This window comes from Amycolatopsis rhizosphaerae (assembly GCF_007713715.1).
GTDB lineage: Bacteria > Actinomycetota > Actinomycetes > Mycobacteriales > Pseudonocardiaceae > Amycolatopsis_E > Amycolatopsis_E rhizosphaerae.
Window position 1 is genome coordinate 1 of record NZ_VJWX01000133.1, and the last position, 15,083, is coordinate 15,083.

Annotated in this window: 14 protein-coding genes; 10 read left to right on the forward strand and 4 right to left on the reverse strand. The window is 72.0% G+C overall.

What is annotated here, in order from left to right; all coding sequences use genetic code 11:
* On the reverse strand, nt 1–925 hold a 925-nt coding region (locus FNH05_RS15420), incomplete at its 3' end, for a patatin-like phospholipase family protein (RefSeq protein WP_144588754.1).
* A 144-nt stretch (nt 926–1,069) separates the two neighbouring features.
* Between FNH05_RS15420 and FNH05_RS15425 the strand changes: the two genes are divergently transcribed.
* Complete coding sequence (locus tag FNH05_RS15425) at nt 1,070–1,753, forward strand: hypothetical protein (protein WP_144588756.1); 684 nt, start codon at nt 1,070–1,072, stop codon at nt 1,751–1,753.
* 94 nt (nt 1,754–1,847) lie between these two features.
* On the opposite strand, the gene FNH05_RS15430 is transcribed toward FNH05_RS15425, so the two are convergent.
* The 3 genes from FNH05_RS15430 to FNH05_RS15440 are packed head-to-tail and all read right to left on the reverse strand — an operon-like array spanning nt 1,848 to nt 5,374.
* Entirely contained in the window at nt 1,848–2,849 is a 1,002-nt protein-coding gene (locus tag FNH05_RS15430) for a Gfo/Idh/MocA family protein (protein WP_186382560.1), read from the reverse strand.
* A 40-nt stretch (nt 2,850–2,889) separates the two neighbouring features.
* Complete coding sequence (locus tag FNH05_RS15435) at nt 2,890–4,383, reverse strand: CoA-acylating methylmalonate-semialdehyde dehydrogenase (protein WP_144588758.1); 1,494 nt, start codon at nt 4,381–4,383, stop codon at nt 2,890–2,892.
* 7 nt (nt 4,384–4,390) lie between these two features.
* Nucleotides 4,391–5,374 (reverse strand): LacI family DNA-binding transcriptional regulator, encoded by a 984-nt coding sequence (locus tag FNH05_RS15440; RefSeq protein WP_144588760.1) that lies wholly within the window; start codon nt 5,372–5,374, stop codon nt 4,391–4,393.
* Nucleotides 5,375–5,515: 141 nt separating this feature from the next.
* Between FNH05_RS15440 and FNH05_RS15445 the strand changes: the two genes are divergently transcribed.
* From FNH05_RS15445 to FNH05_RS15485, 9 genes are all read left to right on the forward strand, one after another.
* Complete coding sequence (locus FNH05_RS15445; protein ID WP_144588762.1) at nt 5,516–6,394, forward strand: TIM barrel protein; 879 nt, start codon at nt 5,516–5,518, stop codon at nt 6,392–6,394.
* Nucleotides 6,395–6,426: 32 nt separating this feature from the next.
* On the forward strand, nt 6,427–7,422 hold the full coding sequence (locus FNH05_RS15450; RefSeq protein ID WP_246127758.1) for a sugar ABC transporter substrate-binding protein: 996 nt from the start codon (nt 6,427–6,429) through the stop codon (nt 7,420–7,422).
* A 13-nt stretch (nt 7,423–7,435) separates the two neighbouring features.
* The gene (locus FNH05_RS15455) at nt 7,436–8,479 is read left to right on the forward strand and encodes an ABC transporter permease (protein ID WP_144588764.1); all 1,044 of its coding nucleotides are present in this window, start codon (nt 7,436–7,438) and stop codon (nt 8,477–8,479) included.
* Nucleotides 8,476–9,261 (forward strand): ATP-binding cassette domain-containing protein, encoded by a 786-nt coding sequence (locus tag FNH05_RS15460; protein ID WP_144588766.1) that lies wholly within the window; start codon nt 8,476–8,478, stop codon nt 9,259–9,261. The genes FNH05_RS15455 and FNH05_RS15460 overlap by 4 nt, the downstream gene beginning before the upstream one ends.
* On the forward strand, nt 9,258–10,190 hold the full coding sequence (iolC, locus tag FNH05_RS15465; protein ID WP_144588768.1) for a 5-dehydro-2-deoxygluconokinase: 933 nt from the start codon (nt 9,258–9,260) through the stop codon (nt 10,188–10,190). Before FNH05_RS15460 ends, iolC begins: the two co-directional genes overlap by 4 nt.
* 2 nt (nt 10,191–10,192) lie before the next feature.
* Nucleotides 10,193–11,095, forward strand: coding sequence for a Cgl0159 family (beta/alpha)8-fold protein (locus FNH05_RS15470; RefSeq protein ID WP_425458449.1), 903 nt, complete (start codon nt 10,193–10,195; stop codon nt 11,093–11,095).
* Nucleotides 11,092–11,997 carry a 5-deoxy-glucuronate isomerase gene (gene iolB / locus FNH05_RS15475; RefSeq protein WP_144588770.1) on the forward strand — a complete coding sequence of 302 codons (906 nt, stop codon included), beginning with the start codon at nt 11,092–11,094 and terminating at the stop codon, nt 11,995–11,997. Before FNH05_RS15470 ends, iolB begins: the two co-directional genes overlap by 4 nt.
* A complete protein-coding gene (gene iolD, locus FNH05_RS15480) occupies nt 11,994–13,829 on the forward strand; it encodes a 3D-(3,5/4)-trihydroxycyclohexane-1,2-dione acylhydrolase (decyclizing) (protein ID WP_144588772.1) in 1,836 nt (611 codons plus the stop codon). Before iolB ends, iolD begins: the two co-directional genes overlap by 4 nt.
* Nucleotides 13,830–13,967: 138 nt before the next feature.
* Nucleotides 13,968–15,083: aspartate aminotransferase type Ic (locus tag FNH05_RS15485; RefSeq protein ID WP_144588774.1), on the forward strand; the 1,116-nt coding region annotated here is incomplete at its 3' end.

Here is a 15,083-nt window from a genome sequence, read left to right on the forward strand (position 1 = left end):
TCTCGTGGCTCTTCAGCGCGGCGATCACCTGGCGTTTGCGTAGTGCGCGGACCTGGTTGTCGACGACGTCCAGGACCCGGAGCAGCTGCCTCGGCCAGTCGAGGTGCGGGTCGGCCTCCGCCGTCAGACGACCACCACCGTCGCTCACCAGGACGGTCCGGTACAGCTTCCACACCGTCTCCAGGCCGAGGTTGTCGTAGACACCGCCATCGGTGAGCCGGACACGGCCGCGGTACTCCGGGCCGGTGAGGTCGTTGCCCGGGTCGGTGACCCAGGTTTCACCGCTCAGATCGACGGTGCAGGGGGACAGGAAGGGCGGGAACGCGGAGGACGCGGCGACGGCGACCGCCAGGGGGAGCGCGGGTTCCGGCACACGCCCGACCCGGTAGTCGGCGAGGAAAGGACGGCTGAAGCGCATCAGCACCCCCGACGCGAGGTTCGTCGCGTTGAACACGAAGCGGGGCCGGACCGGCAGGTCGTGCAGAGTGACGTCGCCGAACAGGTGCTCCCGGTAGGCCTTCGTGACCCGGTCGGCGATCGAGGTGGCGGGTAGGGCGGCTCCGGTGAGCACCGCGGGGATGTCGATCTCCCGGTGTGCCGTCGCGCGCAGCGGCTTCACCACGAGGGCTTCGAAATTCCCCGCGACACCGGTGCCGCCGAAATCCAGCGCGTTCCAGTACCGGGCCAGGACACCCGCGGTGAGCGAGCCGCCCGACACGCTGGATATCCGATCGAGGCCGGGGAGGCGACCGGCCTCGTTGAGCCGCCAGAGGACACCGGCGTGGAAGAGCATGGCCCGGAATCCGCCACCCGAAAGGCACAGCCCGGTGCCTTGCCGGGGTGCCTTCGCCTCGTCGCCCGGGATGAAGCGGACCGGATCCGCCGGACCGAGGACGCCGTCCGCTGCCGGGATGTCCTGTGCCATGTCCCTCGCCTCCCACCACGGTCATTGTGGAAGACGGGGACCGGCGTTGCCACCGGAACGAAACCCGTCCTTTGTGGACAAGAGGGGCGGGCGGGTTCCCCGGCTCCCTTCCCCCGGCGGCGGGGGACAGTATGATCCGGGCCCATGACGTACGGGGGATTCGGTCCGGGGCCGCAGCAGCAACCTGGCCGGCAGCCACCGGGGCAACCCGGCTGGCCACAGCCGCCACAGCCGGGGCAGCCGCCACAGCCGGGTCAGTGGCAGCAGCCGTATCCCCCGCAGGCGCCGATCCCGGAGCCGCCGCTGACACTGCCCGGCTGGGGCGCCATCCCGGCCCTGCTCGGGGTAGCGCTGGCCATGGTCGGCCTGTTCGCCCTGAAATGGGCCGGCGACGCGAGGTTCGCCGACCTCAGCAGGGTGATCCAGGAGGCGGCGAGCCGCGCGACCGGCCTCACCGGTGCCGAGCGGTGGGTCAAGATCTACGTCGGGCAGGGCGTGTTCATCGCACTGGTGCTCGCCGCCGTCGTGTCGATTCCCTGGGCGCTGGGCGCGCTTCGTTCACGCGAGAACGTCCAGCGACGGGGCGGGCTGACGAAGAAGAGCCTCGCGGAGGGCAGGACCGGGCCGACCCGGGTCCTGCTCTCCGTCCTCGCGGGCCTTTGCCTGGCCTACCACGTGACCACCCTGCTGGTCATGACCGACGGTGGCGACCACCTCGGCGATCTGGGCCCGGGCCCCTGGCTGCTGGTGGCGGGTGCCGCGCTGTCGGTCGCCGGTACCGCGATCGGCCCGCGAGTGCCCCGCCGTCCCGGCCTTCCGCCTCGCTAGCCCCGACCCTGCCGTGAAGGGTCCCTTCACAGTCGATTTGGCTGTGAAGGGACCCTTCACGGGAAAGCAGGCCAGGCCCCCGTGCGGTCCGGGGTCAGCGGCGGACCTCGGCGAGGCGGACCGGACGGCGTTCGTGCCGCGAGATCTCGCAGGCCTCGGCGATGGAGAACGCTTCGAGCGCGTCCCGGACCCCGCACGGCGACGGGGCGCGGCGCGCGGCGACGTCGAGGAAGACGCGCAGCTCGGCCGTGTACGCCGGGCGGAAGCGGTCCATGAACCCCGGGTACGGCGGGCCGGGCAGCGGTGCGACGCCCGGTTCGACCGACCGCAGCGGCGCCCGGTCGTCGAGGCCGGCGACGACGTTGGCCACCGAGCCGAGTGCCTCGAGGCGGACGTCGTAGCCCGCGCCGTTGTACCGCGTGAGCGACACCGTGGCGAGCGTTCCGTCGTCCAGGGTCAGCGTCGCCGCCGCCGTGTCGACGTCGCCCGCGTCGGCGAAGAACCGCTCGCCGCGGTTGGCGCCGACGGCGTAGACCTCCTCGACTTCCCGGCCGCTGACCCACCGGATGATGTCGAAGTCGTGCACGCCGCAGTCCCGGAACAGCCCGCCGGAGTGCGCGACGTACTCGGCGGGGGGCGGCGCCGGGTCGAGGGTGGTCGCGCGCAGCGTGTGCAGCCGGCCCAGCTCGCCGGACGCGACCGCCGCGCGGGCCGCGCCGTACCCGGCGTCGAAGCGGCGCTGGAAACCGATCTGCACCGGCACGTCCGAGCCCTCGATCCGGTCGAGTACGGCGAGGGTCCCGGCGAGGTCCGCGGCGACCGGTTTTTCGCAGAACACCGGGATGCCCGCGTCCACGGCCGCGATGATCAGCGCGGGGTGGGCGTCGGTGGCCGCGGTGACAACCAGGCCGTCCAGCCCCGCCGTGAACAGCGCGTCGATGCCTTCGACCGCCTCCACGCCCAGTTTCGCCGCGGTGGCCCTGGCCCGCGCGGTGTCGACGTCGGCCAGCACCACCGCGTCGACCTCGTCGAAGCCCTTCAAGGTCTCGGCGTGGGCGGTGCCGATCCGGCCGGTGCCCGCCAGTCCCAACCTCATCGTGTCTTCCCTCCTTCGTTCCGGTGCTCATCCGTCCTGTTCAGCGATGGGTGGGAAAGCCCAGATCGACCCCGCGCGCCTGGCGCGGCCACCGGGTGGTGACCGCCTTGGCGCGGGTGTAGAACCGGACGCCCTCGGCGCCGTGCACATGGGTGTCGCCGAACAGCGAGTCCTTCCAGCCCCCGAACGAGTAGTAGGCCATCGGCACCGGGATCGGCACGTTGATGCCGACCATCCCGGCGGTGACCCGGCGCTCGAATTCGCGCGCGGCAAGCCCGTCGGTGGTGAACAGCGCGGCGCCGTTGCCGTACGGGTTGGCGTTCACCAGTTCCAGCGCGGCTTCGAAGCTGTCCGCGCGCACGACGGACAGCACCGGGCCGAAGATCTCTTCGGTGTAGACCGGCATCGCCGGGGTGACGTGGTCGAGCAGCGTCGGCCCGACCCAGAACCCCGATTCGCGGCCTGCCGGGGCCTGGCCGCGCCCGTCGACGACCAGGCGGGCACCCGCCGACTCCCCGGCGTCCACAAGGGACACGATGCGGTCGCGGGCGGCGGCGGTGACCACCGGGCCCATCTGGGACGACTCGTCATCGCCCGGCCCGGTCTTCAAAGCGCGGGTGCGGGCGGCGATGGCCTCGACGAGTTCGTCGCCGTGGTCGCCGACGGCCACCACGACCGAGATCGCCATGCAGCGCTCGCCCGCGCTGCCGTAACCGGCGGACACGGCGGCGTCGGCGGCGGCGTCGATGTCCGCGTCGGGCAGCACGACCATGTGGTTCTTCGCCCCGCCGAGCGCCTGGACGCGCTTGCCCGCCGCGGCGGCGGTGGCGTAGACGTGCTTCGCGATCGGCGTCGAGCCCACGAAGGACACCGCGGCGATGCCAGGGTGGGTCAGCAGCGCGTCGACCGCCTCGGCGTCGCCCTGCAGGACGTTGAGCACGCCCGGCGGCAGCCCGGCCTCGGTGAACAGCTCGGCAAGGCGCACCGACGCCGAGGGGTCGCGGTCGGAGGGTTTGAGCACGAAGGTGTTCCCGCAGGCGATGGCGACCGGGAACATCCACATCGGCACCATGACCGGGAAGTTGAACGGGGTGATCCCGGCGACCACGCCGAGCGGCTGGCGCAGCGAGTGGGCGTCGATCCCGCGGGAGATCCCCTCGGAATGCTCGCCCTTGAGCAGGTGGGCGATCCCGGTGGCGAACTCGACCACTTCGAGGCCGCGCTGGACCTCGCCGTCGGCGTCGGAGAGCACCTTGCCGTGTTCGGCGGTGATCAGCCGGGCGAGTTCGCCGCGGTGTGCGTCGACGAGTTCCCGGAACCGGAACAGGATCCTCGTACGCGCCGACAGCGAGGTCTCGGCCCAGTCGTGGGACGCCTTGGCCGCCGAGGCCACTGCGGCATCCACATCGGACGGTCCGGCGAGTGCGACCTCACGGGCCACCTCACCGGTGGCGGGCTGGAAGACCGGACCGCGGCGCTCGGACACGCCGGGGGTGCGGGTGCCGTCGATCCAGTGCGGGACGAGTTCGGACATGCTTCTCCTAGATGTGCGCCGTGGTGGAGCGGACCACCAACGAGGGGTGCAACAGGTGCCGGACCGGCTCGGTGCGCTCACCGCGCACGCGTTCGGCCAGTGTTTCGAAGGCCAGGCGCCCCATTTCGGTGCGCGGCTGGTCCACAGTGGTCAGTGACACGTGCCGAAGCGCGGCGAGCGAGGTGTTGTCGTAGCCGACGACGGAAACGTCCTCGGGCACGCGGAGCCCGGCCTCCTCCAACGCGGAAATGGCGCCGAAGGCGTTGAAGTCGTTGCCCGCCACCAGTGCCGTCGGCAGCTCGTCCCGCTCGAAGGCGGCCAGCAGCTCGCGGACGGCCCGTTCGCCACCGGTGTCGGTGTGCTCGCTGCGCACGACGATCGGCGCCAGCCCGTGCCGCCGCATCGCGCGCTGGAACCCGCGGCGGCGGGCCGCGGCTCCGGCCGCTCCTCCGCCGTCGAGGTGTGCGATGCGGTGGTGGCCGAGAGCGGCCAGGTGGTCCACGGCCAGCGCCGAGCCCGCTTCGCCGTCGTCGTTCACGGTGTCCACTTGGGAGGAACGGCTGGCGCGGGACACCAGTACGACCGGGCACTGCGCGGCGGCGGTCTCGATCGCCGACGCGGGAACCACCGGGGACAGCAGGATGATCCCGGCGGGGCGGAAGGACAGCAGGCCGCGCAGTGCGCTCGCCTCCCGCGAGGGGCTGCGGCCGCCGGTGTTGAGGATCAGGTCGAAACCGGCCGCCTGCGCCGCCGCGTCCAGTCCCTCCACGACGTCGCCGAAGAAGGCGTTGCGCAGGTCGGAAACCATCACGCCGAGTACGGTCGAGGTCCGGCTGGCCAGCGACCGCGCCAGCACGTGCGGCTGGTAGCCCAGCTCTTCGGCGGCCCGCAGCACGGCGGCCCGCCGCGTGTCCGAGACCTTCGGGGAGTTCCTCATCACCAGGGAGACGAGCGCGCGGGAGACTCCCGCGCGGGCGGCCACATCCTCCATGGTCGGACGCACCGTTCGACCGCCTTCCCTCGCCCGGGGTCACGGCCCGGAAATGGGCCCTTGACTTTGCTGTGACGGACGCTACAAGATTGGAGCGCTCTAATCAATAGAGCGCTCTAACGACCTCCGGGGAGAGCATCGATGACAACGACGTCGAAGATCCGGATCGCCGCCGCACCGATTTCCTGGGGCGTGTGCGAGGTGCCCGGCTGGGGCCGGGTGCTGGAGGCGGCGACCGTGCTCGGCGAGATGGCCCGACTGGGGGTGGCGGCCACCGAACTCGGGCCGCCCGGATACCTCCCCCGCGACCCGGCCCGGCTGCGGGAGCTCCTCGCCCGCCACAGCCTGACCCTCGTCGGCGGTTTCCTCGCCGTCGTGATGCACACCGGCCAGGAAAAGGCCCTCGCGGAAGCCGGGGAATCGGCCGCGCTGCTCGCCGCCTGCGGCGCGGAGGTCCTGGTGCTCGCCGCCGCGACCGGCCTCGACGGCTACGACGAGCGCCCGGAGCTCACCGGCGCGGAATGGGCCACGCTGATCGGCACCGCCGGGAAGATCCGCGACCTCGCCGCCCGCCACGGCCTGCGCACCGTGCTGCACCCGCACGTCGGCACGCACGTGGAACGGCGGGCCGAGGTCGAGCGGTTCCTCGCCGATTCCGACCTCGCCCTGTGCCTGGACACCGGGCACCTGATGATCGGCGGGACCGATCCGGCCGAACTGGCCGGGCGCCACCCGGACCGCGTCGGCCACGTCCATCTCAAGGACGTGCGCGGGGAACTGGCCGCCGAGGTCCGCGCGGGGCGGCTCGGCTACACCGAAGCGGTCGGGCGGGGCCTGTACGTGCCGCTCGGCGAGGGGGATGTGGACGTGGCCGCGATGGTGCGCTCCGTCCAGTCCGCCGGGTACGGAGGCTGGTACGTCCTCGAACAGGACACCGCCCTCGGCGAGGCGAGCCCGGACGATCGACCTCGACGGGACGCCGAGCGGAGCCTGGCCTTTCTCACCAAGATCACCGAGTGATGTTTCCCTTCCCTGGTCCCAAAGGAGTGACTGTGTCCCTTTTCGGAAAGCGCTTCACGGCGGTGGCGGCACTGGCCGCCGCCGGCCTGGCCCTCGCCGCCTGCAGCGGCCCGAGCGCCGACAAGCCCGCCGCGAGTACCGGTGCCACCGCGGCCGCGCCCAGCGGCGGCGGGCCGTTGAAGGTCGCGGTCGTCACGCACGGCAGTGCGGGCGACGCGTTCTGGAACGTGGTGAAGAACGGCGCCGAGCAGGCGGGCAAGGACCTCGGCGTCGGGGTCGACTACTACTCCGACGGCGACCCGGGCAACCAGGCGAAGCTGATCGAGAACGCGGTCGCGCAGAAGGTCGGCGGCCTAGTCGTGTCGATGGCCAACCCGCAGGCACTGCAGACCGCGGTGCAGGACGCGGTGAAGGCGGGCATTCCGGTCGTCACGATCAACTCGGGTGAGGACTTCAGCGCCGCGTTCGGCGCGATCGCCCACGTCGGGCAGAGCGAAGGACTGGCGGGCCAGGGGGCGGGCCAGCGGCTCAAGGCGGCGGGCAGGACCAAACTGCTGTGCGTCATCCACGAGGCCGGCAACATCGGGCAGAACCAGCGCTGCGACGGGGCGAAGCAGGCCTTCGGCGACGTCACCACGCTTCAGGTCGACATCTCCAACCCGGCCGACGCCGAGTCCCGCATCCGCGGCGCGCTGCAGTCCGACCCGTCGATCGACGCCGTGCTGGCACTGAACTCCCAGGTCGCGGCCCGCGCGGTGAGCGCGGCGAAGAGCGCGAACTCCAAGGCGCAGGTCGCCACCTTCGACCTCAACGCCGACGTGGCCGCGGGGATCAAGGACGGCAGCATCCTGTTCGCCGTCGACCAGCAGCAGTACGAACAGGGCTACCTGCCGATCGTGATGCTCAAGCTGTACAAGGAAAACGCCAACACGCTCGGCGGCGGCCACCCGGTGCAGACCGGCCCCGGCTTCGTCGACAAGACCAACATCGACACCGTCGCGCCGTACGTCCAGCGCGGCACGCGGTGACGGGAGGCCGGTGATGACCGCGATGATCCAGGCACAACCCGACGAACGGCTCGCGAAACCCCGGCTGGCCGACCGGCTCGTGGTCCGGCCGGAGATCGGCGCGCTGCTCGGCGCGATCCTGGTGTTTCTGTTCTTCTCGATCGTCACCGGCCAGTTCCTCAGCCCGCTGGGCGTGGCGACCTGGCTCGACGACTCCTCGACGCTGGGCATCATGGCGGTGGTGGTCGCGCTGCTCATGGTCGGCGGCGAGTTCGACCTCTCGGCCGGGGTGATGACGGCGTCGACGTCGCTGGTCACGGCGATCCTGGCGACGCAGGCGGGCTGGAACGTCTGGCTCGCGCTGCTGGTGTCGCTGGTCTTCGCCCTCGCCGTCGGCGCGTTCAACGGGTGGCTGGTGATGAAGACGGGCCTGCCCAGCTTCATCGTCACGCTGGGGTCGTTCCTGGCCCTGCAGGGCCTCAACCTCGGCGTGACGCGGCTGGTGACCTCGACCGTGCAGGTGTCGGGCATGCGGGCCACGGACGGCTACGAGTCGGCGGGGGCGCTGTTCGCCTCGACGTTCGACCTCGGCGGCACGCGGTTCCAGTCCTCGATCCTGTGGTGGGTGGTCGTCACCGCGGTCGCGGCCTGGGTGCTGGTGCGCACCCGGTTCGGCAACTGGATCTTCGCCGTCGGCGGCGCCCAGTCCGCGGCCCGCTCCGTCGGCGTGCCGGTGGTGCGCACGAAGATCCTGCTGTTCATGACCACCGCGCTGGGCGCCTGGCTGGTCGGTTCGATCAACATCCTGCGCTTCGCCAGCGTGCAGGCGAACCAGGGGATCGGGCTGGAGTTCCAGTACATCATCGCCGCGGTGATCGGCGGCTGCCTGCTCACCGGCGGGTTCGGCTCGGCGGTGGGCGCGGCGATCGGCGCGCTGATCTTCGGCATGGCCCGCCAGGGCATCGTGTTCGCCCAGTGGAACAGCGACTGGTTCATGCTGTTCCTCGGCATCATGCTGCTGGCCGCGGTCCTGGTCAACAACGCCTTCCGGCGGCGCGCGGAAAGGGTGCGGCGATGACTCCGCTGATCGAAGTTCAGAAGATCGGCAAGACCTACGGCAGCGTGATCGCGCTGCGCGACGTGTCCACTGTGGTCCATGCCGGTCAGGTCACCTGCGTGCTGGGGGACAACGGCGCCGGAAAGTCCACTCTGATCAAGATCCTGGCCGGGGTGCACCAGCACGATCGCGGCGAATTCCTGGTCGAGGGCGCGCCCGTGCGGTTCTCGTCGCCGCGTGAAGCCCTCGACCGCGGCATCGCCACGGTGTACCAGGACCTGGCGGTGGTGCCGCTGATGAGTGTGTGGCGCAACTTCTTCCTCGGCTCCGAACCGACCGTCGGCTGGGGACCGTTCCGCGCGCTGGACCGCAGGAAGGCCCGGGAGACGACGAAGAAGGCCCTGTCCGACATGGGCATCGACCTGCGTGACGTGGAGCAGCCGGTCGGCACGCTCTCCGGTGGCGAGCGGCAGTGCGTGGCGATCGCGCGGGCGGTGCACTTCGGCGCGAAGGTGCTGATCCTCGACGAGCCGACCGCCGCGCTCGGGGTCAAACAGGCCGGGGTGGTGCTGAAGTACGTCGCCCAGGCCCGCGACCGCGGCCTCGGCGTCGTGCTGATCACGCACAACCCGCATCACGCCTATCCGGTCGCCGACCGCTTCCTGCTGCTCAAGCGGGGTGCCGCACTCGGGTCGTACGAGAAGGCCGACATCGACCTGCCGGAGCTGACGAGGCAGATGGCGGGCGGCGCGGAACTGGAGGCACTGGAGCACGAACTGCGGCAGGCGGGAACCGCCGGATGAGCCGTGTCGAGGCGTTGACGATCGGCAGGGTCGGGGTGGACCTGTATCCCGAGCAGAGCGGGGTTGGCCTGGCCGGGGTCCGCACCTTCGCCAAATCGCTCGGCGGCACCGCGACCAACGTCGCGGTCGCCGCCGCCCGGCTGGGCCGTTCCACGGCGGTGCTCACCAAGGTCGGGCCGGACGGCTTCGGCGACTACGTCCGCGAGGCGCTCGCCGGGTTCGGCGTGTCACCGTCCTATGTGGGCACCGCGGAGGGCCTGCTGACCCCGGTGGTGTTCTGCGAGCTGAACCCGCCCGCCGACCCGCCGCTGCTGTTCTACCGCGCCCCGATCGCGCCCGACCTCACGCTCACCGGTGAGGACGTGCCGTGGGAGCTCGTCGAGTCGGTGCCGCTGCTGTGGGTGACCGGAACGGGCGTTTCGGCGGAGCCCGCCCGGGCCACCCAGCACCGGATCCTGCGGGCCCGAGGGCGGCGGGAGCACACCGTGCTGGATCTGGACTACCGGCCGATGTTCTGGCCGGACGCGGCGACCGCGCGGGCCGAGATCGGCGGGATGCTCGACCACGTGACCGTCGCGGTCGGCAACCGCGCCGAGGCCGAGGTGGCCGTGGGCACCGCCGATCCGGAGGTGGCCGCGGACCGGATGCTGGCCCGCGGGGTGCGGCTGGTCCTGATCAAGAAGGGCGCGGACGGGGTGCTCGTCGCGACCCCGCGGGGCCGGTGGACGGTGCCGCCGAAGCGCGTCGAGGTGGTCTGCGGCCTCGGTGCCGGAGACGGCTTCGGCGGCGCGCTGATCCACGGGCTGCTGTCCGGCTGGGACCCGGTGCGGACGGCCGAGTACGCCAACGCCGCCGGCGCGCTGGTCGCGTCGCGCCTGGCCTGCGCGGACGCCATGCCCACCGCGAGCGAAATCGAGGAGCTGCTGTGACCCTGGAGACCGTGGAGACCCTGTCCGAGGAGCGCTGGCGCGAATTGCTGCGTGTCCGGGCGAACGATCCGGGCGCGGTGCGGCGGGCGTACGCGACGCGGAAGCGGCGGAGCCGCCTGCTGTCGGAGGCCGGGACGCTGTTCCTGGTCGCCGCCGATCATCCGGCCCGGGGCGCGCTCGGCGTCGGCGGTGACCCGCTGGCCATGGCGGACCGGCGCACGCTGCTGCGGCGGCTGCTGATCGCGCTGGCGCACCCCGCGGTGGACGGGGTGCTCGGCACGCCGGACGTGATCGAGGAACTGCTGCTGCTGGACGCGCTGCACGACAAGGTCGTGATCGGCTCGATGAACCGCGGCGGGCTGGCCGGGGCGGACTGGGAGATCGACGACCGGTTCACCGGGTACGACGCCCGTTCGCTGGCCGAGTACGGGCTCGACGGCGGCAAGATGCTGCTGCGGCTGGTCGACTCGGACCGGGGCACGGTGCCGACGCTGCTCGCCTGCGCCGAGGCGGTCACCGCACTGGCCGCCCACGGGCTGATGGCCATGGTCGAGCCGCTGCCCTACGCGTGGGCCGCCGGGAAACTGGTGCTGCGCAAGGATTCCGCCGCGCTGGCACGGGCGGTGACGGTGGCTTCCGGGCTCGGTACGACGTCGGCCCACACCTGGCTGAAACTGCCGTCCACGGACGATCCCGCGGTGCTCGGCGCGACGACGCTGCCGGTGGCCGTGCTCGGGGGTGTGCCCTCGGGTGATCCGGCCGCCGACCTCGCCTCATGGGGCCGCACGCTGAACCACGAGGTCGTGCGGGGCCTGGTCGTCGGCCGCACCCTGCTCTATCCGCCGGACGGGGACGTCGGCGCCGCCGTGGACGCCGCCGCGAAGATCCTGGAGGCCGCGAAATGACGCACAGCCGGTTGCACCGTCCACTGGGGACACTGTCCGACGGCGCCGATCCCGTCCGGCTGACCCCGGAGACCGCGGGCTGGGACTACAGCGGGCTCCGGGTGCTCAGGCTCGCGCCCGGCGAGGCCCGCGTGCTGCACACCGGCGAGTTCGAGATGTTCGTGCTGCCGCTGGCGGGTTCGGTCACCGTCGAAGTGGACGGGCTGGCCTTCGAGCTGGCCGGGCGTTCCTCGGTGTTCACCCGCGTGACGGACTTCGCGTACGTCCCCCGCGACGCCGCACTGAAACTGTCCACAGTGGAGGGTATCGAGGTCGCGCTGCCGATGGCGAGGTGCGCTCGGCGGCTGGAGCCGAAGTACGGCCCGGCCGAGGAGGTCCCCGTGGAGGTCCGCGGCGCGGGGCAGGCGACCCGGCAGGTGACCAACTTCGGCGTGCCCGGGGTGTGGGAGCACGCGGACCGGCTCAGCGCCTGCGAACTGATCACGCCGGACGGGAACTGGTCTTCGTACCCGCCCCACAAGCACGACGAGGCCACCGAATGCGAAGTGGTCAACGAGGAGATCTACTACTTCCGCATCGCGGGACGGGACGGGACCACGCCCTCCCGGGAGGGTTTCGGCCTGCACCGGACGTACACTTCGGACGGTGCGCTGGACGAGGAAGACGTCACTGCCGCGGTGCGCGACGGTGACGTCTTCCTCGTCCCGCGCGGCTACCACGGGCCGTGCGTGGCCGCGCCGGGGTACCCGATGTACTACCTGAACGTGCTCGCCGGGCCCGGGGCGCACCGCTCGATGGCGTTCTGCGACGACCCGGCGCACGGCTGGGTCCGCGGCACCTGGGCCGGGCAGGAACCCGACCCCCGGTGCCCGGTGACGAGTCACGAAGGACGGGTCCGATGAGGCTGACGACGGCACAGGCACTGGTGAAGTGGTTGCTGGCCCAGCGTTCGGAAACCCTGGACGGCCGGGAGGTCCCGCTCTTCCCCGGGGTGTTCGCGATCTTCGGGCACGGCAACGTGCTCGGTCTCGGCACCGCACTGGAGGAGCATCGCGACGAGATCCCGGTGTGGCGCGGGCACACCGAGCAGGGCATGGCCCTCGCGGCGGTCGCGTACGCGAAGGCGGCGCACCGGCGCCAGGTGTGCGTGGCGACCTCGTCGATCGGGCCGGGCGCGCTGAACATGGTCACCGCGGCCGGGGTCGCGCACGCGAACCGGCTCCCGGTGCTGCTGCTGCCGGGCGACACCTTCACCAGCCGCGCGCCCGATCCGGTGCTCCAGCAGGTCGAGCACTTCGGCGACGCGACCACGACGGTCAACGACGCCTTCCGCGCGGTGAGCCGGTATTTCGACCGGATCACCCGGCCCGGGCAACTGATCGCCACGCTGCCGCAGGTGGCGCGCGTGCTCACCGACCCGGCCGACGCCGGGCCGGTGACCCTGGCCCTGCCGCAGGACGTCCAGGCCGAGAGCCACGACTTCCCGGACTCGTTGTTCACCCCGGTCACGCACCGGCCGCCGCGCCCGCGCCCGGACGCGCGGTCGGTGGCCGACGCCGCCGGGGTGCTGCGGGCGTCGCGGCGGCCCCTGCTGATCCTCGGCGGCGGCGTCCGCTACTCCGGTGCCGCGGCGCGCGCCCTGGATTTCGCGGAGCGGCACGGCATTCCGGTCACCGAGACCACGGCGGGCCGGACCCTGGTGCCGCACGGCCATCCGCTGTACGCCGGGCCGCTGGGCATCACCGGCTCGTCGTCGGCGAACGCACTGGCCGCCGAGGCGGACGTGGTGCTGGCGATGGGCACGCGGCTGCAGGACTTCACGACGGCGTCGTGGACGGTGTTCTCGCCGGAGGTCCGGCTCGTCACGCTCAACGCGGCCCGGTTCGACGCGGTCAAGCACGGCGCGCTGGCCGTGGTCGGCGACGCCGACGCCGGGCTGGCGGATCTCGGCGAGCGGCTGACGGGCTGGCGGGCCGGGTCTTCGTGGTCTTCGCGAGCCGCCGCCGAACGGGCCGAATGGGACGGTCGCATCGACGCGCTGCGCGGTGCGGACGCGGACGTTCCGTCGTACGCCCAGGTCGTCGGGGTGGTCAACGGGCTTTCCGAGGAGCACGACTACGTGATGACCGCCTCCGGCGGGCTGCCCGGCGAGCTGATCGGCGGCTGGCGTGGCTCCGGCCGGGTGAGCATGGATGTCGAATACGGTTTCTCGTGCATGGGCTACGAACTGTCCGGCGCCTGGGGGGCCGCGATCGCCCACGAACCGGGCCTGGTGACCACGCTGCTCGGCGACGGCTCGTACCTGATGCTGAACTCCGAACTGTTCTCGGCGGCCTTCGCCGGACACCCGTTCGTCGCGGTGGTGTGCGACAACGACGGTTACGCCGTGATCGCCCGGTTGCAGGAGGGCCAGGGCGCCAAGCCCTACAACAACTTCTACGCCGACTGCACCACCTCACACGCCTTCCCGCCCCGCGTCGACTTCGCCCGCCATGCCGAATCGCTGGGCTGCGTGGTGTTTTCGGCCTCCACAGTGGACGAATTACGTGCGGCGTACGCGCGGGCGCGGGAGGCGGCGGTGGCCGCGAAGCGCCCGGCGGTGGTCGTGGTGAAGACGCAGCCGTCGGCCTGGACCGAGGCCGGGGCCTGGTGGGAGGTCGGCGTGCCGGAGCACCTGGCCGGGCGAGCCGCCTTCGACGCGGCGAAGCCCGGCCAGATCCGCTACCTCGGCTGAGACGGCTGCTTGCGGCAAAGGCGGCTTCGGGGCGGAACATATCGTGTCGGAAGCCGCGTGAACACCGAGAATTTGCGGGGCCTTGGCGGCGGCATAGGGTGTCAGGTGTCGTCCATCTCGCACAGTGAAGGGACTCCGGTGACCGCTCCAGCCTTGACCATCGAAGAGCTGACCGCTCAGCGCGATCGTGCCCGCCAGGACTACCTGGCCCTCTCGGCGCGCGGCCTGAAGCTGGATCTCACCCGGGGCAAGCCGTCGCCGAGCCAGCTCGACCTGTCCGACGGGCTGCTGGAAGCGGCCGGGCCCGCGGTCGCCGCCGACGGCACCGACGTGCGCAACTACGGCGGGCTGCAGGGACTGCCGGAGCTGCGGGCGATCTTCAGCGAGGCACTGCAGGTTCCGGTGGAGCGGTTGCTGGCCGCCGGGAACTCCAGCCTGGAACTGATGCACGACGCCGTGGTCTTCGCGATGCTGGGCGTGCTTCCGGGGGCGCGGCGGCGCTGGGTCGAGGAGCCGGAAGTGGTGTTCCTCTGCCCGGTGCCCGGCTACGACCGGCATTTCGGGGTGTGCGAGCGGTTGGGCGTGAAGATGGTCCCGGTGCCGATGACCCCGGAGGGTCCGGACATGGACGTCGTCGAACGGCTCGCGGGCCAGGACCCGAGGGTGAAGGGCATCTGGTGCGTGCCGAAGTACAGCAACCCGGACGGGGCCGTCTACGCGGACGAAACCGTGCGGCGGCTGGCGGCGATGACCACCGCGGCCCCGGACTTCCGGATCTTCTGGGACAACGCCTACGCGGTACACCACCTCACCGACGAGCCCGCCGGGATCGCCGACCTGCTCGCGCTCTGCGCCGAGCACGGCCACCCCGACCGCGCGTTCGTCTTCGGCTCCACCTCGAAGATCACCTTCGCGGGCGGCGGGGTCGCCTTCTTCGGCTCCTCCGAGGCCAACCTCCGGTGGTGGCTGAGCCACACGTCCAAGCGCAGCATCGGGCCGGACAAGGTCAACCAGTTGCGGCACGTGCGGCTGCTGCGGGACGCCGAGGGGCTGCGGGAGCACATGCGGCGCCACGCGGCGCTGCTGCGGCCCAAGTTCGACGCCGTGGACAGGATTCTCACCGCCGAGCTGGGCGGCACCGGCCTGGCCTCGTGGACCCGCCCGGCCGGCGGCTACTTCGTCAGCCTGGAAGTGCCGGAGGGCTGTGCGCGCGAGGTGGTCGCCAAGGCCGGGGAGGCGGGCATCGTGCTCACC

Coding starts and splice junctions, on each gene's coding strand:
- FNH05_RS15425 (WP_144588756.1), top strand. CDS start 1,070: ATGACGTACGGGGGATTCGGTCCGGGGCCGCAGCAGCAACCTGGCCGG.
- FNH05_RS15430 (WP_186382560.1), bottom strand. CDS start 2,849: ATGAGGTTGGGACTGGCGGGCACCGGCCGGATCGGCACCGCCCACGCC.
- FNH05_RS15435 (WP_144588758.1), bottom strand. CDS start 4,383: ATGTCCGAACTCGTCCCGCACTGGATCGACGGCACCCGCACCCCCGGC.
- FNH05_RS15440 (WP_144588760.1), bottom strand. CDS start 5,374: ATGGAGGATGTGGCCGCCCGCGCGGGAGTCTCCCGCGCGCTCGTCTCC.
- FNH05_RS15445 (WP_144588762.1), top strand. CDS start 5,516: ATGACAACGACGTCGAAGATCCGGATCGCCGCCGCACCGATTTCCTGG.
- FNH05_RS15455 (WP_144588764.1), top strand. CDS start 7,436: ATGACCGCGATGATCCAGGCACAACCCGACGAACGGCTCGCGAAACCC.
- FNH05_RS15460 (WP_144588766.1), top strand. CDS start 8,476: ATGACTCCGCTGATCGAAGTTCAGAAGATCGGCAAGACCTACGGCAGC.
- iolC (WP_144588768.1), top strand. CDS start 9,258: ATGAGCCGTGTCGAGGCGTTGACGATCGGCAGGGTCGGGGTGGACCTG.
- iolB (WP_144588770.1), top strand. CDS start 11,092: ATGACGCACAGCCGGTTGCACCGTCCACTGGGGACACTGTCCGACGGC.
- iolD (WP_144588772.1), top strand. CDS start 11,994: ATGAGGCTGACGACGGCACAGGCACTGGTGAAGTGGTTGCTGGCCCAG.